The 23,429-nt window shown below is 45.4% G+C and carries 19 protein-coding genes; 2 read left to right on the top strand and 17 right to left on the bottom strand.

Annotation, left to right across the window (positions count from 1 at the left end; translation table 11 throughout):
* The 4 genes from EPO18_RS13105 to EPO18_RS13090 all read right to left on the bottom strand — a co-directional run.
* The coding region (locus EPO18_RS13105) for a uroporphyrinogen decarboxylase family protein (protein ID WP_292433878.1) at positions 1–438 on the bottom strand (438 nt) is incomplete at its 3' end.
* Positions 439–446: 8 nt separating this feature from the next.
* On the bottom strand, positions 447–1,115 hold the full coding sequence (locus EPO18_RS13100; protein WP_292433876.1) for a cobalamin B12-binding domain-containing protein: 669 nt from the start codon (positions 1,113–1,115) through the stop codon (positions 447–449).
* A 46-nt stretch (positions 1,116–1,161) separates the two neighbouring features.
* Complete coding sequence (locus EPO18_RS13095) at positions 1,162–2,724, bottom strand: ASKHA domain-containing protein (RefSeq protein WP_292433874.1); 1,563 nt, start codon at positions 2,722–2,724, stop codon at positions 1,162–1,164.
* Between the two features lie 9 nt (positions 2,725–2,733).
* Positions 2,734–3,831 (bottom strand): HD-GYP domain-containing protein, encoded by a 1,098-nt coding sequence (locus tag EPO18_RS13090; protein ID WP_292433872.1) that lies wholly within the window; start codon positions 3,829–3,831, stop codon positions 2,734–2,736.
* A gap of 177 nt (positions 3,832–4,008) precedes the next feature.
* Between EPO18_RS13090 and EPO18_RS13085 the strand changes: the two genes are divergently transcribed.
* A complete protein-coding gene (locus EPO18_RS13085; RefSeq protein ID WP_292433870.1) occupies positions 4,009–5,775 on the top strand; it encodes a proline--tRNA ligase in 1,767 nt (588 codons plus the stop codon).
* A 183-nt stretch (positions 5,776–5,958) separates the two neighbouring features.
* Here the strand turns inward: EPO18_RS13085 and EPO18_RS13080 are convergent, their stop codons facing one another.
* The 10 genes from EPO18_RS13080 to EPO18_RS13035 all read right to left on the bottom strand — a co-directional run bounded on the left by EPO18_RS13080 (position 5,959) and on the right by EPO18_RS13035 (position 18,615).
* The gene (locus EPO18_RS13080; protein ID WP_292433868.1) at positions 5,959–6,594 is read right to left on the bottom strand and encodes a hypothetical protein; all 636 of its coding nucleotides are present in this window, start codon (positions 6,592–6,594) and stop codon (positions 5,959–5,961) included.
* Between the two features lie 250 nt (positions 6,595–6,844).
* Entirely contained in the window at positions 6,845–7,351 is a 507-nt protein-coding gene (locus tag EPO18_RS13075) for a hypothetical protein (RefSeq protein ID WP_292433866.1), read from the bottom strand.
* Between the two features lie 9 nt (positions 7,352–7,360).
* Entirely contained in the window at positions 7,361–7,537 is a 177-nt protein-coding gene (locus EPO18_RS13070) for a hypothetical protein (RefSeq protein ID WP_292433865.1), read from the bottom strand.
* A gap of 110 nt (positions 7,538–7,647) precedes the next feature.
* Positions 7,648–9,336, bottom strand: a complete 1,689-nt coding sequence (locus EPO18_RS13065; RefSeq protein ID WP_292433863.1) for an ABC transporter ATP-binding protein/permease — start codon at positions 9,334–9,336, stop codon at positions 7,648–7,650.
* A gap of 405 nt (positions 9,337–9,741) precedes the next feature.
* Positions 9,742–11,076 carry a 23S rRNA (uracil(1939)-C(5))-methyltransferase RlmD gene (gene rlmD, locus EPO18_RS13060; protein WP_292433861.1) on the bottom strand — a complete coding sequence of 445 codons (1,335 nt, stop codon included), beginning with the start codon at positions 11,074–11,076 and terminating at the stop codon, positions 9,742–9,744.
* Between the two features lie 2 nt (positions 11,077–11,078).
* Positions 11,079–11,666 carry a YdbL family probable chaperone protein gene (locus EPO18_RS13055; protein ID WP_292433859.1) on the bottom strand — a complete coding sequence of 196 codons (588 nt, stop codon included), beginning with the start codon at positions 11,664–11,666 and terminating at the stop codon, positions 11,079–11,081.
* A gap of 482 nt (positions 11,667–12,148) precedes the next feature.
* On the bottom strand, positions 12,149–14,524 hold the full coding sequence (locus EPO18_RS13050) for a dynamin family protein (RefSeq protein WP_292433858.1): 2,376 nt from the start codon (positions 14,522–14,524) through the stop codon (positions 12,149–12,151).
* A 213-nt stretch (positions 14,525–14,737) separates the two neighbouring features.
* The gene (locus EPO18_RS13045; RefSeq protein ID WP_292433856.1) at positions 14,738–16,783 is read right to left on the bottom strand and encodes a translocation/assembly module TamB domain-containing protein; all 2,046 of its coding nucleotides are present in this window, start codon (positions 16,781–16,783) and stop codon (positions 14,738–14,740) included.
* Positions 16,784–16,833: 50 nt separating this feature from the next.
* Positions 16,834–17,724 carry a cysteine synthase CysM gene (gene cysM, locus EPO18_RS13040; protein WP_292433854.1) on the bottom strand — a complete coding sequence of 297 codons (891 nt, stop codon included), beginning with the start codon at positions 17,722–17,724 and terminating at the stop codon, positions 16,834–16,836.
* 204 nt (positions 17,725–17,928) lie between these two features.
* Positions 17,929–18,615 carry a histidinol-phosphatase gene (locus EPO18_RS13035; protein WP_292433852.1) on the bottom strand — a complete coding sequence of 229 codons (687 nt, stop codon included), beginning with the start codon at positions 18,613–18,615 and terminating at the stop codon, positions 17,929–17,931.
* Positions 18,616–18,776: 161 nt separating this feature from the next.
* Between EPO18_RS13035 and EPO18_RS13030 the strand changes: the two genes are divergently transcribed.
* Positions 18,777–19,325 (top strand): RNA pyrophosphohydrolase, encoded by a 549-nt coding sequence (locus EPO18_RS13030; RefSeq protein ID WP_292433850.1) that lies wholly within the window; start codon positions 18,777–18,779, stop codon positions 19,323–19,325.
* Positions 19,326–19,330: 5 nt separating this feature from the next.
* Here the strand turns inward: EPO18_RS13030 and cpdA are convergent, their stop codons facing one another.
* From cpdA to EPO18_RS13015, 3 genes are all read right to left on the bottom strand, one after another.
* Complete coding sequence (cpdA, locus tag EPO18_RS13025; protein ID WP_292433849.1) at positions 19,331–20,158, bottom strand: 3',5'-cyclic-AMP phosphodiesterase; 828 nt, start codon at positions 20,156–20,158, stop codon at positions 19,331–19,333.
* A gap of 9 nt (positions 20,159–20,167) precedes the next feature.
* On the bottom strand, positions 20,168–21,484 hold the full coding sequence (gene argA, locus EPO18_RS13020; RefSeq protein ID WP_292433846.1) for an amino-acid N-acetyltransferase: 1,317 nt from the start codon (positions 21,482–21,484) through the stop codon (positions 20,168–20,170).
* Positions 21,485–21,837: 353 nt separating this feature from the next.
* Positions 21,838–22,452 (bottom strand): undecaprenyl diphosphate synthase family protein, encoded by a 615-nt coding sequence (locus EPO18_RS13015; RefSeq protein ID WP_292433844.1) that lies wholly within the window; start codon positions 22,450–22,452, stop codon positions 21,838–21,840.
* Between the last annotated feature and the right edge of the window lie 977 nt (positions 22,453–23,429).

The raw sequence follows: 23,429 nt of genomic DNA, 5'->3' as shown, positions 1-23,429 counted from the left end.
GGGCAATGCCATGCTGGCGGTAACATAACCGCAGATCGGATAACGTCCGCCCACTTCCCGTTTCAGGATTTGCAAACATTTTAATTCTTCGGCAAAAACAGGGTGATGAATGATGTCGTCAGGAATTTCCAAGTTATGAATATCGTCATAGGATTGAATGACAAAATGTTCAACATTAGGCGGACCGTCCGGCGAAAACAAAATCTTTCGACAGCCTAATAATTCCGCTTCTTTACCGACATAAAACAGACTCCAGACATTATCGTAGCCGTATTTTTCGCGCATTTTCAATTGCGCTTCGGCAACATATTCGCCATGTTGGTAATAATCATATAAAGACACTAAACCCAACTCTTTAACGCCTTGGTCCAATAAATTGCAAAATACCGGAATGCGATCCGCCTTTTCACCCTTAATTGCTGCAACCAATCTATCCATTCCAGTAATCACTTGTGCATCCCCACGATTAAATCCTTAATGACTTTTCCTGCTGAAATACCATCACGTGCCCAGGCATCGGCTTGGACGACTTTATAAAGTTCCGTATCCCATGTATACGGGGCGCCGCCGACAACGATTTTAAGGCGATCCTCTAACCAGCGTTCCTTAAGTAATTGCCGTACCGCAAGACAACCTTGTTCACTGCGCGCGGTATGAACCATCATCGAAGAAATCGCAATAATATTTGCGTCATGCTCCAATGCGGCATCGACAAAGCGTTCCGCACTGACATTAACCCCTAAATCGATCACGTCAATCATCAGCGAACGCAAACAGCCACTGACAATGCGTTTACCCAACGTATGCATATCGCCGTGCGATGTGCCGATGACTATACGCCCAATAGTTTCGGGACTTGATTGAAACAGCGCCACCATTTCATCGGTGACTTGGGAAGCGATTTGCGACGCCATGAAATGTTGGGCGAGATTGGCGTCAAAATCTTCACTGATGGCTTTAATCATCAGTTCCATAGCCGGAATAACCACTTTAAAAACAATATCCTCAGGGGTAAGACCCTGAGCTATCGCTTCGTGAATAACCTCGAATGCTTTATCACGATCCGTATCAAAAATGGCCTCGTTATAAGCCGTGATAACATTTTTCAGTATCATAAAATTCTCAGTTAAGGTGAGTCATTGTGCGATTTAACAAAAACATTCAGTTTAACAATATCGGTTGCAGGTAAAGATTATCGACAAACGCTTCTTCATAATCGATAACTTGCGACAAATTAACCACTTCAACTTTGCGTTTTAGTTCGTTTAATTGTTCGTCGCGATTATGGCTGGAAAGCAACTGCTCACACCCCATTAACGCGGCATTACCGCATAATTCGACTCTTTCATGCGCGCAATCAGGCAATAGACCAATGGCTTGCGCATGTTGAATATTTAAAAACTGCCCAAAAGACCCCGCAATACACAGTCGAGTTAAATCAGCCGATGACACCTCTGCCAAGGCAAGCAATTTAGCAATACCTGCGCCTGTAGCGGCTTTAGCGCGTTGAAAAATATCAATATCCTGTTTTTTAACAGTAACACGATAATGCAGATTAACTAATTCAATTTCCAACTCGGAATCCGCTTTTGCAAAGCGACCGTTTTTTTTCAATTGTCCCGATGCAAGTAAACAGGCCATAACATCGCATAAACCCGAACCGCATAAGCCCTTAATCTCGCTTGTATCGATCAATGTGCCGATCAACGCACCGTGAAACTCTCCTGTCCCGGCATCATAATTAACATGACTAATCGCTCCTTGTTCAGCAGCAATACCGTAACTAATACCGCATCCTTCAAATGCAGGGCCGCCGGGAACGGAAGTAAGCCATAATTTATCCTGATGCCATAAAGCGATTTCGGTGTTAGTGCCAAAATCAATAAACAACGCACTACCTGGACTTTGCGTTAAACGCGCAGCCAATAAACCAACCAATAGATCGGAACCGACAAAACCGGCTACGGGCTGGACAGCAGCAACGGGAATTTGCGTTTGGCGTAATGTCGAAAAGTTTAAAGAACAATCGATAGAGTGCGTCCAATATGCAGGTTGTAATAATTGTTCGGTATGTTTGTTCGCCAACAATGCCAGCATCGCTGTATTTCCGACAATTAAGATTTCCGTAATATGCACATTCTTAGCATTTATCCATTCCGTTACCACGCGCTCTATCGTGTCTTGTATCAACTCACTCATTACCGATCCTTTGGTTTTATCAGTCGTAGCAGCGGTTAAACGATTGAGTATGTCTGTACCATAGTAAGCTTGCGGATTAAAACCACAATAGCCAGCAACACGGTGTTGATTGACATAATCCCAAAGACTCATGCGTAATTGAGTTGAACCCAAATCTACTGCCACAGCATACCTGGCATTGGCCGATGGCATGAAGGGATGAATGCTTATGGTATCCAGCGCTTCGATAGCCAGGGGATTAATAAGCGTAACACTGGCGTGATCAAACAACGTCACTTGACAGGCAAGACGAATATCGCGGGCGATTTGCGATGCGTTAAGACGCTCATATTCATAATGCGTCAATTCACTGGCTCCGCCTTGGTCAATACGCACTAAGCACTGGCCGCATGTCCCTCTACCCTGGCACGCTGAACGTATCCGCGTATGGTCGTACACTGCCAACAAATTAAACAAGTTGCTGCGTGATGTGAAAGGAATACTGGCGATGTGCCGATTATTTAATGTGACGGAGAGTATGAACATTTTCGTCCGTTATTCAGGTGTCGCGTATTTATCCCGGATAGCTATAAAGTCATCCAAATGATCAAAAAACAGAGTAATCATGTCCGGATCAAAATGCCTACCTTTTTCCAGCTGAAAAATCTCCAAAATCTCATCCAAACTCTTCGAAGGCTTATAACATCGCATAGCTCCCAGCGCGTCGAACACATCGGCAACAGCCGTAATACGTCCCGCGACACTGATTTCTTCACCTTTAAGACCATAGGGATAGCCGCTGCCATCCCATTTTTCATGATGTTCCAAAGCAATAGTCGCCGCCAGTTTAAATAGCGGACGTTGGGAAGCATGTTGTGACAGATTGAGCATCTGAAAACCTAAATGACAATGTGTTTTCATGTCTTTCCATTCTTCGGCAGTTAACTTACCGGGTTTATTTAAAATACTATCCGGAATAGCGACTTTACCAATATCGTGCATGGAAGCGGCTTGTTTCATGAGTTCCTGTTCTTCGTAACCGTACAATTTTGCTAATAAATACGAGTATTCGGCGACACGTTTTACATGCTGTCCCGTTTCTTGCGAACGGTTTTCGCAAATTTGCCCCATGGTAAAAATAAGCTCTTGTTGAGTATCAATAATTTCCTTATTCAACGCTTCAATTTCACGAATACCAAGCGCTATTTTTTCCTCCATATCATCTTCATAAGCTTTTAATCGCAACTGAGTGCCAACGCGGGCTTTTACTTCCTCAAATTGAAAAGGCTTATTAATATAATCGAGACCGCCCACATTAAAGGCTTTGATTTTATCGGCAACATCATTCAATGCACTGATGAATAAAACCGGAATATTTTTGGTTTCCGGATTGCTTTTTAATGCCTCACAAACTTCATAACCATCCATCTCAGGCATTTTGATATCCAGCAAAATCAGGTCCGGCTTTTTTTGGGCAACTGCCTGTAATGCTAGAACACCGCTGTTAGCAGGACGTACTTTGTAGCCTTCTTCTTTTAAAAGAGTCGATAATAGTTGTAAGTTGGCCAATGTGTCGTCGACAATTAAAATGTCAGCTCTATATTCCAAGGGTAATCCTTTAATTATTATTATGAGGAACTCAAAATTCCTCATAAAACATAACACGTAATGTCCGAACGATAAACTCAACTTGATGTGTTTAGTCAGGTTATAAAAATGCTGCCAAAGACTTATTCATCAACATCTGAATTGATTACGATAACGGGATGACTAAATCGGTATTAAATCTGTAAAATAGCGGTTTTCTATTGTCCAGCTCCTTAAATCACAATGCGTACTACTCAATTCCCACTCAACACCGTTAAAGAAACACCGGCTGATGCTGAAATAGCCAGCCATCAACTGATGATCCGCGCAGGCCTGATCCGTAAATTGGCCGCAGGTCTTTACACTTGGTTACCTTTGGGGCTGCGGGTCATGCGTAAGGTTGAAAAAATCACCCGCGAAGAAATGGAAAAAACCGGCGCATTGGAAGTGCTAATGCCCGGCCTGCAACCGGCAGAGCTGTGGCAGGAAACCGGCCGCTGGGAACAATACGGCCCGGAACTGGCGCGGTTAAAAGACCGTCATGAACGCGATTTTTGTTTGGGACCGACTCACGAAGAAATTATTACCGATTTGGCGCGCAACGAGATCAAAAGCTATAAGCAGCTGCCGATCACTTATTACCAAATCCAATCCAAATTCCGCGATGAAATCCGCCCCCGTTTCGGCGTGATGCGTTCGCGTGAATTTATTATGAAGGACGCCTATTCTTTCCATTTGGATCAGGAATCATTGCAGGAAACTTATGATGCGATGTATCAAGCCTATACCAATATTTTTAACCATTTGGGCTTAAAATTTCGCGCGGTAATCGCCGATTCCGGCTCTATCGGCGGTGCGGTATCACATGAGTTCCATGTGCTGGCCGATTCCGGCGAGGATGCGATTGCGTTCTCAACCGACAGCGAGTATGCCGCTAATGTTGAACAAGCGGAGGCTTTACAGCCCACATCCCCCAGATCAATTCCTAGTAAAGAATTAGAAAAAATCCCCACGCCCGGCCAAAAATCAATTTCTGAAGTCAGTGAGTCTTTAGGTATTGCTCCACAAGAAATTCTTAAAACACTTGCTTACGTGCAAAAAGTTAAGACGCCTCAGAACGAAGATAAAGAAGCATTCTGGCTTCTGTATTTGCGAGGCGATCATGAACTTAATGAAATCAAAACTCGCAAGATATTGGGCGAATTCCGCCCTGCAACTGACGAGGAAATTGAGCAGCATCTGAAATGCCGCGCCGGATACATTGGTCCGCCATCAAAGGAGCTATTAAAGAAATCAGAGCCATTTAATTGGATAGCCGATCGTTCAGCTATCCATATGGTTGATTTTGTATGCGGGGCTAATGAGTCAGGCTTTCATCTGAAAGGGTGTAACTGGGAAAAAGATTTTCTAGAAATCCCCATTTCAAAGCTTCCGAAAGGACACGTTGCTGACATTCGCAAAATAGTTGAAGGCGATCCCAGTCCGGACGGCAAAGGCCAAATCACCTTGGCTCGCGGGATTGAAGTCGGCCATATTTTCCAGCTGGGCACCAAGTACAGCGAATCGATGAAAGCCGGCGTTATTAACGAAGGCGGCAAAAACCAAATCATGATCATGGGTTGTTACGGCATCGGTATTTCCCGTGTCGTTGCTGCCGCGATCGAACAGAACCACGACGACAAAGGCATCATCTGGTCCGCCAATCTTGCACCTTTCCAAGTCGCGCTTTGCCCAATGAACATGCACAAATCCGAGCGCCTTAAAGCAGCTTCGGAGAAGTTATATCAAGACTTACTGGCTGCCGGAATCGATGTTTTATTTGATGACAGAAAAGTCCGCGCCGGGTTTATGTTTTCCGACATGGAGCTGATCGGCATCCCGCACTGCATCGTGGTGGGTGATCGCGGGCTGGATTCCGGCACGGTTGAATATAAGGCCAGAACGGCTGAGGCAAACGAGGAAATTCCGTTTGCGGATGTTATTGATTTTTTAAAAGAAAAGTTGGCTTGATGAGTTAATAAACCACAACTGCATAAACAGCTATCTTCTCCTGCATAATCCACATGAATATGGTGAATGCAGGAGAAGATAAAACAATGTATGAGCGTTTACCTCGCTATCGCTAAAAGGATTAGACATCGACTCCCGCTATTGGGTGACCCTAATAAAGCCGGAGTGACTCGTAACCGTTTGCTAAAAGTGCGTATTTTCTTGATTACCACCGTATTTACGAGTTAATACTGCAATGCCTATAGCCGTCAACACCGCCACGGATACTATAAAAAACAAATACCGGCCCCATGGTGTTGGTTCTTCAGAGCCAATGACAAACGGCAAATGCGTGTCTTGCTTTTCGCCGTCGTGAACGATGGTCACATGCGCAAGATAATCACCGGCACCATATTTAGAAAAGTCAATATCCGCTTTAACCGATCCGGTTTTAGCTTTTTGCGGCTCTTGATAAAAAATGCGCGTTCCTTCAGGCTCTTTAGTCACTTCAAATTCTATTGAGACGTCCCTGAGTTTCTTGCCTTCATAATCGAAAATTAGATTAGTCAGCCCCACATTGGGAATAAAACGGCAATAGCCTTGGCTCTCAGTAAATGTCGGCGTATAAGCGGTAAAGTGGATTTTTTCAGTTCCAACCCTGATACGGCAAATGTCAATCTCATCAAGTGCTCCTCTATGGCTGTAGCTTGGCGCAGAAAACAACATACTAAACAATAATGTAACTAAAAGAGCCCAAAGCCGGGATATTTTAGATATTGAACGATTGGCGTTTTTGGTTTGAGAATTATTGGATAAAGCTGCTAGAAATTGTGTTTGCATTTCTAAATCTCTCTTTATGACAGGTGGAAAGATAGCGTAAAAAGCTTCGCTGTAAATAAAGGCTAACGTAAGTTAAAGACCCCATTAAACTTTATAAAGAATATATCGTCAAACCCTTGTAAAAATAACAAGTGGAAGTTGGATTGCCGCGACTCGCGGCGCAGTCCGCCTTAACTGCATTCTCACGTTGCGCGTGGGGAAGTAGCCTATGTGCCCGGCTTTCCGGCACAGCCTGGCTGCCAAACTAGAGCTATTCGCCACATGAAGCGAAATCGCTCTCTTTGTCGCAAGGTAAAATATTTTCCAGTTTTCCAAGATCCTCAGAGACTGGCGAGCTGCAAATAAAGTTGGTTTCTTTGTCAGGCTGGCTCTTTTTAAAAACCGTGACACCCTTTTCTTGCACGGGAGACTCTTCTTCTCCATCGTAGTTCGTAAATACTGAATATTCGAATCCGCCGTTCGAAAAGGATACAAACGTTCTGTCGACTTGAAATCGAAAGTAATGGGCGTACCTGAATTTTTCCAAAGAACCGGCTTTAGCAGAAGGAAATGTAAGTTCGATGTTTTTGGGGCTGCCGTAACGATACTGAAGGTAACCGACGTCTTTCTCCAGCTTCCGAAAACCGCACAAAGACACCAACTTTCCAGACTTGCCCACCGGGCATGAAAACAAAACCTGCTCGTCGGCATCGCAAAGCGAACCAGCTCCGTATGTAATCGTTGGGAGTAAAAATAGGAGTAACATAATTTTTTTCATAGCGTGGCCCTAACTTCTTAGCATCCGCACTGCGTTGATGCCGACATTTGCCAGCCAAATGAAATCGTCGCGGGTGATGAAGCTGTCCCAATGCTTTTTTAGCGCTTGCTCGGCATTGGCTCCCAGTTCGACGCAATAAGTGGTTTCGTCTACAGCTTCCAGACCGTCAAAAACACTGGGCGTCATTCATTTTTCAAGAACCAGCCATCCGCCAAGGTTAACGCCGCGCAGTTTTTTGCCGTATTTATTACCAATAATCATGCTTCATTATTATCAAACATTAAAAACGAGAACAATTACAGCACAATCCTCCGCTCATGAAATCCCTCTGCCATAGGCTCGTTAGTAATTGTCAATATTGCAGCATCAGGCAGTTTTTGGGCTATCAAATTCAGCATTTTCATTTCCCAAGAGGAATCAAGCGAATCCATAGCCTCTTGCAACAAAATCCACTTGGGTTGCTGTAATAACAGCCGAACTACCCCTAAGCGCTGTTGCTGTTCACGGGAAAGAGCACCGGCCCAATTGTCTTCGTGGTCAAGCTGCTCATGCAATTCTTGCAAACCGACCAAGTCAAGCGCATCAGCAATCGCAGACTCGGAATATTCCGAATGAGCTGACGGATAACAGATTGCCGCCCGCAACGTGCCGGTCGGCAAATAAGGCCGCGGCGGCATAAAGAATACCGGATTGCGCGGTAACTCAATAGCTCCTTCTCCCCACGGCCAAAGACCGACTATCGCCTTAAACAATTTGGAGCCGGTAAATGCATTGCCGGTAATCAGTACGCGCTCTCCGGGCTTGATTTCGGCATTCATAGCCGATACGCATACCACGCCATCAAGCCTGATAATACACAAGTCACGAAAACGCAAAACATCCTGTTCTGTTTTTTCCAGATGAATTCGATGCGGATCATGGCGAGCGATTTCCTGCTCTAATAGCTCTAATCCATTAGCCAATCCCAATACCCGCTCAACCGAAGCTCGCCATTCCGCTACTTTAGCCATATTATCAACCGGCCAGGACAGCGCTCCAGCAGTTTGCTGAAATGCCTGGGCTGACTGCATCAAGGCTCCAAGCGGAATACTTCCTAAAATATAGCGGGGCGCAGACACCAGAATCGGAAAGGCCATCGACAACACCGAATAGCCGGAAGTGAGCATGTATAGATGAGACCAAGCATGAGTTTGCCGCTGCCAAGCATGAACAATATTCTTAAAAAGCCCGATGAAACGAGTCTGCTCATTGGCTTCACCATGAACCAGCGCAATCGCCAGGGAGTTTTCCCGTGCGGTTACCAAGCCAAACCTGAAATTGGCTTCTACAGTCTGTCTGGCGTCTGTCGCTGTGGTAAAGGGACGGCCTAACCACCAACCCAATGCGGAAGCGCAAGCCGCATAGATGATAGCCAACCAGACCAAATGCCCGTAAATGGGAACTTCAAAGAACAACAGATTAAGGGTAACAGTGCCGGAAAGCGCCCAAAGAATTTTGGTAAAACTAACCAGCAGTAACAAACAATAGATCAAAGAGTGACAAAGATCGATAGCGGCTTCAGTCGCAATACGGATATCTTCAGCAATTCGTCCGTCCGGATTATCGTGTGCTCCCTGAATATGGGTAACCAAATAATGGCGGCCTTCAGTCATCCATTTACTGATCAAGTGATGCGTTAACCAGCTTCGCCAGTCGAGTTGCAAGCGCCGTTTAACTTTAAAATGGGCGGTGGTAACCGCTATATTGGCTCCGAAAATCAGTACGATCAGACCGATCTGTGTAAATAGCCCTCCCATTGAGCGTTGTTCAAGTGCATTGAAAAGATCGGCGCTCCACACAGTAATAACCACAGCAATGCCGATCTGCATGATGGTGAGCATGAATAAAGCTAGTACCAAACTGCGAATAGTGGATTTATTTTCAGAATGCCAAAAAGGCCCAGCTAACCGAATAAATTGAATGAAAAATCCGTTTGAAAATGACAAAGGAAACTCCCCGTTAGCCCCGTTAGGGTGAAATAAATAACACATCAAGACTTGGCTTTTATTTTTTTAGTATGCCCAGTCTTACCAACCTGCAATTCTAGTGGAATTGTGCCGGTTTTCCCAACTTTGTAACTTAATTATAGCGTATCTCTCCATTATGCCGATGCTCTCATCCAAAGCAGGGGATTAAAAGCGCCGCTTTTAGGAGATTATACCGATGCCCATTCTTGTGGTGATAGCGAAGCAACTCGTCATTGGCAGGAATTACAGTTAATTGTATTTAAACCGCACTTTTAATCCCCACTCTTATCCCGGTGCATCATATCGTTGTGAATCAGCAATATCACCTGCTCATACTGTCGTATCGCAGACCGTTACAGCACGATACGAAACATAGTCACACGCTTATTTTTTAAACAAAGCTATTGACTCCACATGCCCGGTTTGCGGGAACATATCCATCACCCCGGCCTTAACCAGTTTATAGCCCAGTTCATTAACCAGTATTCCCGCATCACGGGCTAATGTTGATGGATTGCACGACACATAAACAATCTGCTCGGGCTGCCATTTTTTAAAATGATGCAAAACCTCGGAAGCTCCGGCTCTGGACGGATCTAACATGATTTTGTTGTATTTCCGGTTGGCCCAAGGCTGATCGCTAATATCCTTGCTTAAATCGGCCGCATAAAACTCAACGTTTTCGATGCCGTTATGACGAGCATTTTCCTTGGCGTGATTGACCAAGGGTTGGTCGCCTTCCACGCCGACTACGCGCCCAGCAAATTTCGCCATCGGCAAAGTAAAGTTGCCCAAGCCGCAAAATAAATCCAGCACCGAGTCGTTTTCATTCAATGTCAAAGTCTCCAGCACCCGATTGATCATTTGCTTGTTGATTTCATAATTAACCTGAGTAAACATCGCGGGTTTGAACTTAAACTCCAAGCCCTGATCCGGCAGCGCGTAAGTCGGTATCACTTCCGGCTCGCCATCCAGCGGCATAATAGTATCGGGGCCTTTTGATTGCAGACACAGCGATATATCATGCCGATGAGCAAACTCGCGCATCCGTTCCTTATCGGCATCGGTCGGCGGTTCCAGCACTCGAATCGCCAACACGCATTGCCGGTCGCCGATAGCCACTTCAATCTGCGGGATTTTATCCCTGACGGTCAACCCGCCGATCATTTCCGACAAAGCCATTAGCTTAGTGCCGACGATAGGGTTCATCACCACGCAGCTTTCAATTTCAGCCAAATACTGATGCCGTCTTTCCCTGAACCCCACCAGCACCCGATTCTTTTTCTCGACATATTTAACGCCCATCCGCGCTTTGCTGCGATAACCCCAATGCGGGCCAGCCAAAGGCTGCCAAAGCTCGGGGATTTCGGTCTTGCCTATGCGTTTGAACTGATCGATCAGCAAATCCTGCTTGATTCGGATTTGCGCAGCCGATTCGACATGCTGAAAACTGCAACCACCACAAACGCCGTAATGAGCGCATAACGCATCGACCCGGTCAGCGGCCCGGCTTAACAGCTTGACGACCTTGCCTTCCGCATAATCCTTACGGCTTTCGGTATAAACAAACTCAACCTCCTCGCCCGGCAATGCCTCATCGATAAAAATCACCTTACCATCGACATGCGCCACGCCGCGCCCGTCATGAGCCAACGATTCTATGGTGACTTTAACCGGCGTTTCCGGTAACTGTTTTTTGACTCTTCTTCTATTTGCCATGTTTACTTTTGTTTCCAGCTTCCTGAGGATTGATACCACCAGCCTGACTGAGCATTACTAACCCAACGACCGGCAAAAGTTGATTTAATTTGTGCAGTCCATTCAGGATGGCCGTTAGCATTCGCAATCGCCTGATAAAGGTTTTGGCGATCTGCATTTTCTGCAGTAACCAGTTTATTGACCTGATTCCTGTCTTTAAGCGGTACGCTGCCAATATCTCTAACCGCCAGCAAGCCATCCGCCTGTATACCGATATAGCCCGCCGCATATAAAGGTTGCAGACTGGCAAAGCGAGCTTCCATCGTAGCGCGCAACTGCCTGATTTCAGCGCTATCGATTGCCAGATTTGCCTCCTCTGCCTGCGCAGGCGACACCACAACATTGATCGCATTATCGATCAGCTGATAAACACTGACCTGCCAATCCGGCAAACTTGCCTTAGGCTTTGGTTCCGTTTGTTGCGGCGTATTTTTTTGTATGTCTTTGATGATTTCATCCGCCGCTTTTTCGGCTGCGGCAGCCGGAAAATAAATATTGATGGTGACACAAGCAGTCAACAATATTGCGCTTAATACTGATATTTTTCTCATAACGGTTTCCTAATTATTTAATGATTACCGGGCCTGATATCGACTAACTGTTCCATCTATACATTCCAGTTAATGCCGATTATAGCCGATCACATCGATTCGCGGCGGACGGCCATTAGTAATTGATGTTACGCACGAACGGTATTTATCCTGTTTGCCGCGCCGAGCACCGCAGCTTTCGCCGGGAATAATTCGCAGGACGCTCAGGAATGGAACACGTGGCCCAAAGGACAGGAATTGCAGTTTTTTAAAATACACGCTGAAATGAGCGACGGCAATTGTCAAACTTTGATGAACGAACGAGGTATTACTACAGTTTACCCAAGGTATAACGTTGGACAATGTAGCGCTGGAAACCATGCGCAAGGAATTGTGTTAGGCTAAAGTGATTGTAAATAGTGCAACAAGGAAGCCCAACTTTTACTGTTGATGGGCTTCGATATCACAGAGCGATAGCATGGAACGCGAGTTACTTTAAAATATCAAAACACATTTGTACAACTTTCTCTAACCTCCTTAAGTTCTACAGCAATCTCACGACGCATACGAAAATCCCGTCGAGTGTGGTCAATGTTGTAAGGAATATTAGGATTTTTTTCATACTTTACGGCTGTGCGAATAATACCAATCCACTGCCGGTCATTGTCTTCCATTTCTTTAAAGCGATTACGAATACGCTCCAGTTCCTGATTGCAGTAAGTGATAAAGCCCGCAGCATAAAATACGCTGTTTTTTAGGTAATCTTGTAAAGCGGCTAAATCGCCGTTAATTTCGGCAACAACTGCTTCAAAATTGCTCGGGTCACTAGAAGATACTCTTTCCGACTCTTCAATGAACTTTTTCACAGGGGGAGCTGCTTCAGCGGTAACCGCATTCACAATATCTTGTATCACTTGGCTTTTGGCAGGTACTTTCTCTACCGATTTGGCGCGGCTACTGTCGGTGTGTGTTAATTTTGTCCACAATCCGTAACGCAGATAATGCGTCAGACCACCTTCGTGTTTGGTTTTATCGTTACCTTGATAAAATGCTTCCAGCGTTTTAATTTCAGCAGCGCGCTCGTTTAATAAACGCTCTCTGGCTTGCAAGGGTTTAGCAATAAAAGCTTCAACGGCAACTCGGCTAAAGCGTAAAAACAGTACTTGAAAGCCGTGGCGGATTCGAGCCTGTTCAAGGACTTCATCAACATCAGAATGCAGCAGGGTTTTACGTACTTCTTCGGTTTCCCAAAGCAGGTTTTGAGTTTTAAGTGCAATTTGATCGATAAGAGCTTGTAGTGCTTGCGCCAATTGGTCGGTCAGTTCGGTCTCAAATTTTTTCTGAATTTCCCGAAATAGTTCTTCGCGAATTTTATAGTTACCTTCGCGCGGGTCGGGCATGGAAATAGTACCGCCGGCCGTGTAAATACGTTTTAACTCATCAGGCTGGGCTGTGGTCAGATTAGAAAGCAAAAATTCGATTTTTTCATCGTAGGCAGAATGTAGAGCGGCCAGCTCGTGATGTTCCGAACCCAAAGCATCGGCTTCTTTGCGACCTTGAATAATTTCAGCATACCAAGTATCGAAATCCTTTTTGATGCGTTGCCATTCGCGGCCCCACCATTGGTTAAAATCTTTACCGAGCAAATCATCTTCTTGGATTTCAGTTTCATCAAATACGCCGTAAATCGGTTCGAGCTTAAGCAACACTTCATTAGCAATTTGTCGAATACTGCTGACCAGGGCATCGCAACGCCTTTCTAAAACACCAGAACGTTCGTTATCAATGTAGTAATTGATTGATTCTTTTAACGCAACCATGCCATCGTTAATGCCGAGCTTTTTCATTTTGGCTTTATCGTCAGCACTCTTAGTTCGCCTTAGGGTGTCTTCCGAAGGAATACCAAACTCGACTAAATGAGCGCGCGCGCAAACTGGAACCAACCGGCGCTCAGGCACTGACGGCCAATAGCTGCGATGTTTGGCGTAGGTCTCTTTAAAATCGATTTGATCATCCATCGCATCGGCTTGAGTGAGCACCACAAATACCTTATCGGAAACTTTTACACTGGGGTCTTCAGAATCGGCAATGACCAGCATTTCTTTCTCGGGCCCTGTAATAGACGGCTGTTTCATTTCCTTCGCGTAAATGATTGCATCGCAATTTTTTAGCCGTTCGGTCGCTTGCTCGGCATGCATTAAAATACCTGAGTTAAAACCAGGCACATCATGAAAAATAATGTCACGGTCGCTACGCAAACGCACGGTTTTCACCTGAATACGCTTAATAGCTAAGGATTGAGCCCGGTTTTTAAACACTGCCGACTGCAATTGCTCGCTAATTTCGCCAATATCGGTGAAGTGTTGAGTAAAGCCGGCTTTTTGTTTGCAAAACACTAGAATCTGGCTAAGGTGTTGTTCCGTATCGTCAAAATCTTCTTGTATTTCTTTGCGTTCGCGTTCACTTAATATACCTAACAGCGCATCGCGGCGCTGTAATTGAAGCTTGCTAATTTCTTCTTTGGTGTAATACTGGATGAACAGCAGTTGATCTTGCTCAGTTTGGGCGGACCATATCTCAGTGCTGGTGAAGGTGCAGCGCTCGCGTGCTGACGGCAAAATCTCCTGTCCTAACCAGGCATTCAGTAACGCACTTTTACCCGCCTTCTCTAAACCGATCACCGCCACTTCGAAACGGTTAGCATGCAGTCGTTCTAATTGCCTTTGTAAACGCGGCCGCTCAATATTAAGCCGTCTTAGCAAATCAGGGGAGATATCCACGCCGGTTTTATTGCCCAAAGTAATCAGTTTATCTGCCAGTACCGACGTTTTTTCTAGTCTGGCTAATTGTTTTTGACAGGTTTCTAACCAAGTAGTCATAAGTGTTCCGAAATTGCAAGAGAGGTGAAACGAATTAAATTGCTATAGTTTACCGTATTGTCAGGCGCGCTACTCGACAAGTTATTGTATTATTAATTCTTAGTGAAAAAAATCCGGTCAATAATTAATCCTTTACTAAATTACTGAAAATCTTTTGAATGACGATTTACAGTAATGATAAGTTGAGTAGAGAACCGGGCAACGAATCATCGCCTACTCGACAATCACTTCATCCGATGTCGAAATACGCTTCAAACGTTCCATCAGCACATTCCAGTCAACTCGCGAGTTATAGCCGATCACATCAATCCGCGGCAGGCCGCCGCCGGTAATAATGGCATAACCGGATTCCGTAGCTTCCACACCCATCAACTGACACACACCGTCATGCAGATAACAACCCAGACCGAGCTTGTCATATCCGAAGGTTTCAAAAAACCTTAAAAAACTTTTAGACAGCAGATCGGCAGCACCACCGCCGCCGATGTTGGCGATATTTTGTACCGCTTTTTGACTGATCCTGTGCCGGGAATCATCGTTTTCCGGCGTTCCCAACCATGCAAAAAAACTGACCGGCTGCCAGTTTTCCATATACAACTGCTGAACATAGCCCGATAACTTACCAGTGATACCGCCGAATTTAAACTTGCCGGTTAACTGATCCAGATCCAGGTTTTCAATTTCAAGGTCGCTATAAAACTTGGGAAAATCCGAAAACAATCCCGAAGAGGCTAAATTGCTGACTCTAACCTCGCCGTCGAAAACCTTGACAATCAGTTCGCCGCCCAGGCTCAAGGTTTTATTGCTGTACTCGACTCGGGGAATATGACCGCTGATAGTACCTGATAACGATGTCCAATTTAGAATCAGGGACAATTGCTCAAGTGACACATTGCTTATCTCTCCCTCAAAGGATACCTTGGGGTCTTGCTGTTGTTTTGCTTGCCAGTTGAAATGATTGACAGCGATTACCCCGCTCAATAAAGGTAGCTGGGTCTTTTTTAGCAGCCGGATGCTGTCAGCCCGGCTCAGAAACGATAGCTCTGCAGGGCCTATTGGCAAGGAGTACACCTGCAATTGTTGCCAGGAAAATCTCGACGGCTGTCTAAAAAGCTCATCATTCGACCAGTTAATCTGACCTGAGCCGCCCTTAATTTCGCCGCGGCCTGCGGTATCTTTAATATCGAGATTATTAAAGGTTGCCGTTAACGCGGTTAAGGCTTGTTTATTAATTGAGAAATCGGCTTTTAAATGACCTGCGAGCGCAACGCCTTGCAATTTTGTCTGCTCAAAAAACGGTTTCAGGTAGATTGCAGATAAATCCTGCAAATTGTCGCTGACCAACGCGAGTTGGGCTCTTTCAAAACTTGCTCCATCCTTGTATCGAACGGTTGCACTGCCGATTAATTCCCCGACTTTTGAATGCCGGTAGCTTGCAGATTTGATATCGACTTGTTTGTTTGATATGTCCCAGTCGCCCTGTGTGTCCAAAGCTATATTTTGCCCGGTCGCTTCCATATATAAAGGCTCTGCATAAAACGCGCCGCCATTAATTTCGATATGGCTTTGCCAATTCCACAGACCGTTATAGTTTTTGGCGTTCAAAGTTGTCTTTAGCACTAATGCCTCAGCTGCAAGTTTCCCGTCTTTGGTTTGGCCGGTCAGGCCATTAAGTTGGGCGGTTAAGGTAAATTCCTTAACCAGCGTGTGACTGCCGGATGCATTTAACTTAACATCGATTTTACCGGCTTTCAGTTTGAAATATTCCTGCGGCAACAGCTGTTGAATCAACTTACCATCTACAGCTTTAGCGTTAATCTGCAATTGCCATTGATCGCCCTGCTCTTCACCGTCAACAGCAATAATTCCACCAGCCAAGTATAAATCGGCTAACTTGAACGAACTGCGCTTTTCGGTAACATGAAAAGAGAAGTTGGCTGTCGGAGATTGCCATCGTTTGGAACGCATTTCCGCCCTGCCCTGTTCGCATAACAACTCCTTGTTTTGCCAAGTGAAAGCAGTACAACGGATATTGACCGGGTTGAAATCGTCGAAAGGTTTTGGCAGGCTTAACTTGGCGATCGTTAAGGCGAGTTTTTGCGGGTTTTGCTGCAAGTCGGCCAGGACGATATTGACGTCTTCCAGTTTCCATTGTGTTCCTGCAAGGGTTCCGACATTAAGCGATACGCTATCCAGTGCATTGGCGATAGGTGTTATTAAAATAAAGACTATGGACAGGATGAGCTTGGTTATTATCAAGGGCGACCGGTCAGTCGCCCTTACAGAGCTCAGGACGAGCGGGGCTTTCATTAGCCAGGAAAAACACCTGTAGACAGATACCGGTCGCCACGATCGCAGATAATCGCCACAATGACCGCATTCTCGACTTCTTCGGACAATTTCAATGCTGCATGAACGGCTCCGCCGGATGAAACGCCGGCAAAAATACCCTCTTGGGCGGCTAAAGCCCGGGTGACGTTTTCCGCTGAAACCTGATCGACATCGATAATCCGGTCTACCCGGTCGGCTTGATAAATTTTAGGCAAGTATTCCTGGGGCCAGCGCCTGATGCCGGGAATTTTGGACTCGCCTTCCGGTTGTACGCCGATAACTTGAATATCGGCGTTTTGTTCCTTCAGAAATTTTGAAGTGCCCATAATCGTGCCGGTCGTACCCATGGAACTGACAAAATGGGTTATTTTGCCGTGCGTATCTCGCCAGATTTCCGGACCTGTGCCTTCATAATGAGCGCGTGGATTATCAGGATTGGAAAACTGATCCAGCACTCTCCCCTTACCTGCCGCTTCCATTTCTCTGGATAAATCAATCGCCGCTTCCATACTGCCTGAGGCCGGCGTCAGAATAATCTCGGCGCCATACGCTTTCATAGAAGCCCTGCGTTCTTCACTCATGTTATCCGGCATGATCAAGGTCATTTTATAGCCTTTGATCGCAGCCGCCATCGCCAACGCAATGCCGGTGTTGCCGCTGGTCGCTTCAATCAACCGGTCGCCGGGTTTGATCTCGCCTCTTTGCTCGGCATGTTTAATCATGCTGAGCGCCGGGCGATCTTTTACTGACCCGGCCGGATTATTGCCTTCCAGCTTAACCAGGATAGTATTGCTGGTGGTGCCGGGCAAGCGCTGCAACCTAACCAGAGGTGTATTGCCAACGAAAGATTCTATGGTTGGGAATGTCATGATAGTCATTGTGCCAAATTGTGAGTTAGGAGTAAGTTTGCAAAAATGTAACTGTTCAGCTAAGCAGTTGCCAGCAAATCGCAGATGGCTATCTCTATCCTGATGGAGTGGGATATTATGCTTCGCGCTGAATAGTTACACTTTTTATCCGCGTTTATCCGCTTAATCTGCGTCATCTGTGTTCTATTTTTCTAACTGAGCTTTCTATTTTTGAAAATGATGCGTCGGACATTGGCCGTTTCTCAGGCTGATGATCGGCCAATTAGAGGCACTTGCAAATTCGGTTAGTTTTTCATCGGGATCGACTGCAACAGGATTGTCTACCAGCTTGAGCAAAGGCAAGTCATTGTGGGAGTCACTATAAAACCAGCTGTCCTGCATGGTTTCGGTTGAATTTCCCAACCATGCTTCCAGCAACTTAACTTTGCCTTCCCTAAAGCAAGGAATGCCGTTAAATCCGCCAGTGTATCGGCCATCGACAAATTCCGGCGTGGTCGCCAGTAAGTTTTCAATGCCGTACAGCCTGACTATCGGCTCGGTAACAAAGCGATTGGTTGCAGTAATGACCAGCAACGTATCTCCCCGGTCTTTATGTTTGGCGATCAGCTGTTGCGCGGATTTCAACATCAACGGCTTGATCGCTTCTTCTATAAATTGCGCCCGCCATTGATAGAGTTGTTCGGGGTCATTGTCCGCTAAAGGTTGCAGCGAAAAGCGGAGAAACTCAACAATATCCAGAGTGCCCTGCTTGTAGTCATCGTAGAATTTGGCGTTGGCGCTTTCATAGTGATTTTTATCGACGATGCCCTGGTCGACAAGAAACTGCCCCCATAAGTAGTCGCTGTCATCGGCAATCAGGGTGTTGTCTAAATCGAAAATCGCTAAGCTCACGGTTAATCCTGTTTTGGAAAATTAAAAGAGCTGTGCCCTATGGCGTATGCACTCTATTTATGGAACAATGCGGTCATTAATTTAAATTACTGACCTATCTTTAACAATTTTACCATTAGCAAGATTAAAGATATAGGAAAGGTAAAAACACAGGTTTTAACATGATTGACTCTAAAGGATACCGGCCGAATGTCGGGATCATCCTTTGCAATGACGAGGGTCGCTTGTTCTGGGCAAAACGAATGGGTGTAAACTCATGGCAATTCCCGCAAGGCGGGATTAATCCGAATGAAGACCCAGAAGCTGCGATGTATCGGGAGTTGTGCGAAGAAACTGGACTGCAAGAACAGCATGTCGAAGTACTTGGCCGTACGCGCTATTGGCTGAGATACCAGTTGCCTGAGCGTTATATACGCAAAAACTCCCTTCCTGTATGCATCGGCCAAAAACAAATCTGGTATATGTTGCGTTTGGTAACGCATGAATCCAATGTACGTTTTGATTTATGTTCCAAACCAGAATTCGATGACTGGCGCTGGGTGGATTATTGGGAACCGCTTAAAGACGTAGTGTACTTTAAGCGCAAAGTTTATCTAAAAGCGATGAGCGAGTTAGGCGCTATTCTAACCGCCGACACCGTCCCGGTTAATGCAACAGGGTATTTGGCTAAGAACATTGAAAAGGTGAAAGACAGAAGGCGCAAGCGATAGCCATTTTAATAGCCGTGTTTATTCGTCTGTAATCCTATTAATGGCTCAGGTAAACGGACAACCTCGGATTCAACTCGACCATCTGTATACAGCTCTATTAATCGATAACCCGGAGCCGTGTTGTCCACGCTGAATCCGTTGGTTCTTGGTGTAAATTGAAAGCAGGTTGAAGGCGCGCCCATTATCCGAAGATTTGCTGTCTTTATATCCATAACCTGATGTATGTGGCCGGTGGTTATGGCTTTTACTTGCGGATATTTGTCTACTATTGCCAATAACTGCTGACTGTTTTCTATGATCATCGTATCCATCCAGGGGCTTTTAGTCTCCAAGCAATGATGATGGACTGCGATAAACGCATGGCGATCAGGATTTTTGCTTAAGCAGTTTTCAAGAAAGTCCAATTCCTCTTTCGATAGACGCCCCCCGGGCTTTCCCGGTATCTGACTGTTTAAGCAAATCAACTGCCAATTATCCAATAAAACCTGTTTTCGGCAATTAATACTGTCGGTATTCAATATCCGCAGCATCAGTTCATAATCATCATGATTGCCTGGCAGACAGATACATGGCGTTTTATAAGCTTCAAGACGGGTTAAGATGCGGCGGTAACTTTCTGGGCAAGGTTCTTGAGTCAAGTCGCCGGTAAGCAGAATCAAATCAAAATGCCGTTGCTCCGTATCGGCTCGCTGTGAGCGAAGCCGAACGGCCTGTTCAAGGCAGGCGTGGAAATAATGCTCCGTATTAATTCCCAGCATTTTATCTTCCGGCGCTGCCAGGATATGCAAGTCGGATAGTTGCAGGATTGATATACAAGCGGGGCTATGGCTCATCAGAAGATGCTATGCAATTTCTTTACAAAGAACTTTAGAATTTCTTTGCGGGTTATACAGCATCTTGAGCTGATCAGGAAGGTCGGCAATATCCGACGATAAAAATCCCCGTTCAATAAACCAGTGCATGGTTTGCGTAGATAAAACGAACAATTTTTTAAGCTTAAGTTCCGCTGCCCTGCGATAGACATATTCAAGCATTCGATTGCCCCGGCGAGACCCCTGATAATCAGGATGCACCGCAAGACAGGCAATCGCACCAAACCGGCTTTGCTCAAACGGGTGCAATGCAGTGCAACCGATAATGAGTCCGTCGCGCTCAATAACAACATAGTCGGCGATTTCCATTTCAATTTTCTCCCTGGAACGTTTGGCAAGTTTGCCTTGCTGCTCCAGCGGTTTGATCAACTCCAGAATGCCGCCGATATCGTTCAGTGTGGCCGGGCGCAACTCTTCAAAAGCCGTTGAGCTGATCAACGTACCGATGCCGTCACGGCTAAATAATTCAAGCAATAACGCACCGTCGATAGCTCGGTTAATCAAATGCACCCGGTCGATGCCGGACTGGCAGCTTTGTATCGCAGCTTTAAGCGATAAACTGACACTGGCCGATATGTCCGGATGTTTCTGCAAGAAAGCGCCGGCTTCAGCTGTGGTCATTTGCTGGACTTGTTCGCCGTTATCGGGATTGCAGCAGCTTTGTTCGGTTAACAAAACCAACTTTTCCGCTTTTAACGCAATCGAAACCGCCGTCGCGACCTGTTCGGCTGACAGATTAAAGACTTCTCCGCTAGGTGAATAACCAACCGGAGAAATCAGCACAACATTGTCCTGGTCGAGTTGTTGATGAATGGCCGCGCTGTCGATGCGGCGAACTTCGCCGGTATGGCAATAATCAATGCCGTCGATTACGCCTATAGGTTTAGCCACTACAAAATTGCCGGAAGCTACCTTGATTTTTGCCCCTGCCATCGGCGAGTTAGCCAACCCCATCGATAACAGGGCTTCAATTTCCACGCGAACTAATCCTGCGGCTTCCTTAACGCATTGCAGCGCCACATCGTCGGTAATGCGCAAGTTATTGTAAAACCGGGCGGGAACGTTCAGTTTGGTGAGCCGCTGGTCAATCTGCGGGCGTATGCCGTGAACCAAAACCAAACGTATGCCCAGACTGTTCAGCAATGCAAAATCGTGAACGTGATGATCGAAATCATCAGCCAATACCGCTTCGCCGCCGAAGAAAATAACAAAGGTTTTGTTGCGATGAGCATGGATATAAGGGGATGAATCCCGAAACCAGCTGACAAAAGATTTTTGTGATTCCATTTTATTTGATTAATAGTAGATGTGATAATCAAAGTAAACCACATCATAGCGAACGTAAGATGTTCTTCTCGTCTAAGCACATTCAATAACTTTGATTATTTCGGCTGATTTATATTAAAGCTAAATTATCTATTATCGTCTGTCGTCTTTTGTTAAAGCTAAGCATACCATTTTTTGAATATCTTTAAAGCAATTTGACCAAGAAGATAGGGAGAGATTTTTATCGATTATGTGAGTGCGGACATTAAATTTCACGGCGTCTTCTCACCGCAATTTCGAAGAAAATATTTTGATAAATATGACCTTATTGAGTCTGCTTGACGGATTGTTAGCGTGAACACCGTCTTAGATCTTCAGCCGCCGAGTGTCTGGTCTTGATCTTTAAACCAGCAGAGTGCATGTTCAAAATGCTGCGGCTCAAAATCCGGCCAGTATTCGTCCCTGACATAAAAATCCGCATAAACCGACTGCACCGGAAGAAAACCGCTCAATCGGCGTCCGCCTCCCCAACGTACAATCAAATCCAGGCGTGAAACATCCTCCGAGCGCAATCCGCCATTTTTAAGGCCGGACAAATCCCACTCCCAACCGTAGTTGATCAATAGATTGACTTTCATTCCTTCACCTTGACGCTGTCGGAACTCTTTCAATAGCTGGGGAAAATGCGCCGAAGTGTCATCGCCGACCACAAGCAGCGCCGCTCCCCTGCGTATCATCTCGAAAGCAAACGCTACGGAAGCTTCGCTGAATGCCTGTTTCTGAATCGAAGGACGTTTTACGTTGTCCTGTGTAAAGCAATAGATGGAAGCCTCTTGGATCCCGAGCTCTTTACATTGCTCATACAAAAGCAAGCCTGGGCCAAGGCCATAAGCATAACCGGCTTCTTTTGGCAGACCATGATCCACCGCCCAGCGGCGGTTTCCATCGGGAATAAAACCGACATGACGCGGAATGTTATTTTTGGCCATTGCTCACCCGATTCCAATTTTCAGCAAGCTCAACCATATTTAGGCTGGTAGTTAACACAGGCTTTGCAGCTTTATCGATGACACTCATGACAGTTTCCTCTCTTGAGAATGGTTAGATTCACCGTGAGTTCTGATTTACTTTTATCAGTAAACAGTACGATCTACCTTAAGAAATAAGCGGATCGTAAGTATAATTTTTTATTACTGTAAACAATTATGCGAAAGCTGTATGTTCTATACCGAACATAGCAGCCCGAAATCAATAGAGTTATAAGAATCTACAAATCGATACGATTAAAGGATGTTTTGTGAGGATAGCTCAGAATCTAAGCCTTTTTTCTGAAAAGCAAGCTATGCGGTCCTTTGCCGTAATCCTGCGCATACCCAGTTGGACTATCTGATGATAGATACCCTGCAATAAATGAACGAGTTATTGGCGTGTCATCATAATTTAACGTGGATGGCTCAGAATGATCCCTTAAATCATTTGCCAAGGGGTAATCGCCATGAACAAATTCACACCGAATAATCTCAACATAATGGCTGCATCATTGGCCATGTCTGTTTTGAGCTTACTGGTAACCTGGGGTGTTGAACTATGGGTTAAGGAATTATTTCGCCTAGGTTAAGGCAATTAAGTGGGAATAGGCTGTAAACTACCATCAACCAAATGCTCCAGCTCTTTAGCCAATGTAATATAGGGAAATAAGTTAACCGGCAACACAAAAACAAGGGGGCAAGTCTTGCGTCGTGCACGCCTCTAAAATAAAAGCATCGTCAATGCACCATTCAAGACCTGAACATCCCGCTTATATTTTCAACCGAAAAATAAAATTATTTATTTTCGTATGTTTTTTCATCGCGTAACATTTTGAATATCACGCGACACAGTTGTCTTCCTAATGCGCGAACCGCTTGATTATGCTTTTTGCCTTCAGCTCGTTTCTTTTCGTAGTATCGTTTGGATTCTTCGACAT

It is taken from the genome of Methylobacter sp. (genome assembly GCF_004322395.1).
In the GTDB taxonomy this organism is placed as follows: Bacteria; Pseudomonadota; Gammaproteobacteria; order Methylococcales; family Methylomonadaceae; genus Methylobacter_A.
This window is presented reverse-complemented; position numbering and strand designations above follow the sequence as displayed.

Coding starts and splice junctions, on each gene's coding strand:
- EPO18_RS13100 (WP_292433876.1), bottom strand. CDS start 1,115: ATGATACTGAAAAATGTTATCACGGCTTATAACGAGGCCATTTTTGAT.
- EPO18_RS13095 (WP_292433874.1), bottom strand. CDS start 2,724: ATGTTCATACTCTCCGTCACATTAAATAATCGGCACATCGCCAGTATT.
- EPO18_RS13090 (WP_292433872.1), bottom strand. CDS start 3,831: ATGAGGAATTTTGAGTTCCTCATAATAATAATTAAAGGATTACCCTTG.
- EPO18_RS13085 (WP_292433870.1), top strand. CDS start 4,009: ATGCGTACTACTCAATTCCCACTCAACACCGTTAAAGAAACACCGGCT.
- EPO18_RS13080 (WP_292433868.1), bottom strand. CDS start 6,594: ATGCAAACACAATTTCTAGCAGCTTTATCCAATAATTCTCAAACCAAA.
- EPO18_RS13075 (WP_292433866.1), bottom strand. CDS start 7,351: ATGAAAAAAATTATGTTACTCCTATTTTTACTCCCAACGATTACATAC.
- EPO18_RS13070 (WP_292433865.1), bottom strand. CDS start 7,537: ATGACGCCCAGTGTTTTTGACGGTCTGGAAGCTGTAGACGAAACCACT.
- rlmD (WP_292433861.1), bottom strand. CDS start 11,076: ATGGCAAATAGAAGAAGAGTCAAAAAACAGTTACCGGAAACGCCGGTT.
- EPO18_RS13055 (WP_292433859.1), bottom strand. CDS start 11,666: ATGAGAAAAATATCAGTATTAAGCGCAATATTGTTGACTGCTTGTGTC.
- EPO18_RS13050 (WP_292433858.1), bottom strand. CDS start 14,524: ATGACTACTTGGTTAGAAACCTGTCAAAAACAATTAGCCAGACTAGAA.
- cysM (WP_292433854.1), bottom strand. CDS start 17,724: ATGACATTCCCAACCATAGAATCTTTCGTTGGCAATACACCTCTGGTT.
- EPO18_RS13030 (WP_292433850.1), top strand. CDS start 18,777: ATGATTGACTCTAAAGGATACCGGCCGAATGTCGGGATCATCCTTTGC.
- cpdA (WP_292433849.1), bottom strand. CDS start 20,158: ATGAGCCATAGCCCCGCTTGTATATCAATCCTGCAACTATCCGACTTG.
- argA (WP_292433846.1), bottom strand. CDS start 21,484: ATGGAATCACAAAAATCTTTTGTCAGCTGGTTTCGGGATTCATCCCCT.
- EPO18_RS13015 (WP_292433844.1), bottom strand. CDS start 22,452: ATGGCCAAAAATAACATTCCGCGTCATGTCGGTTTTATTCCCGATGGA.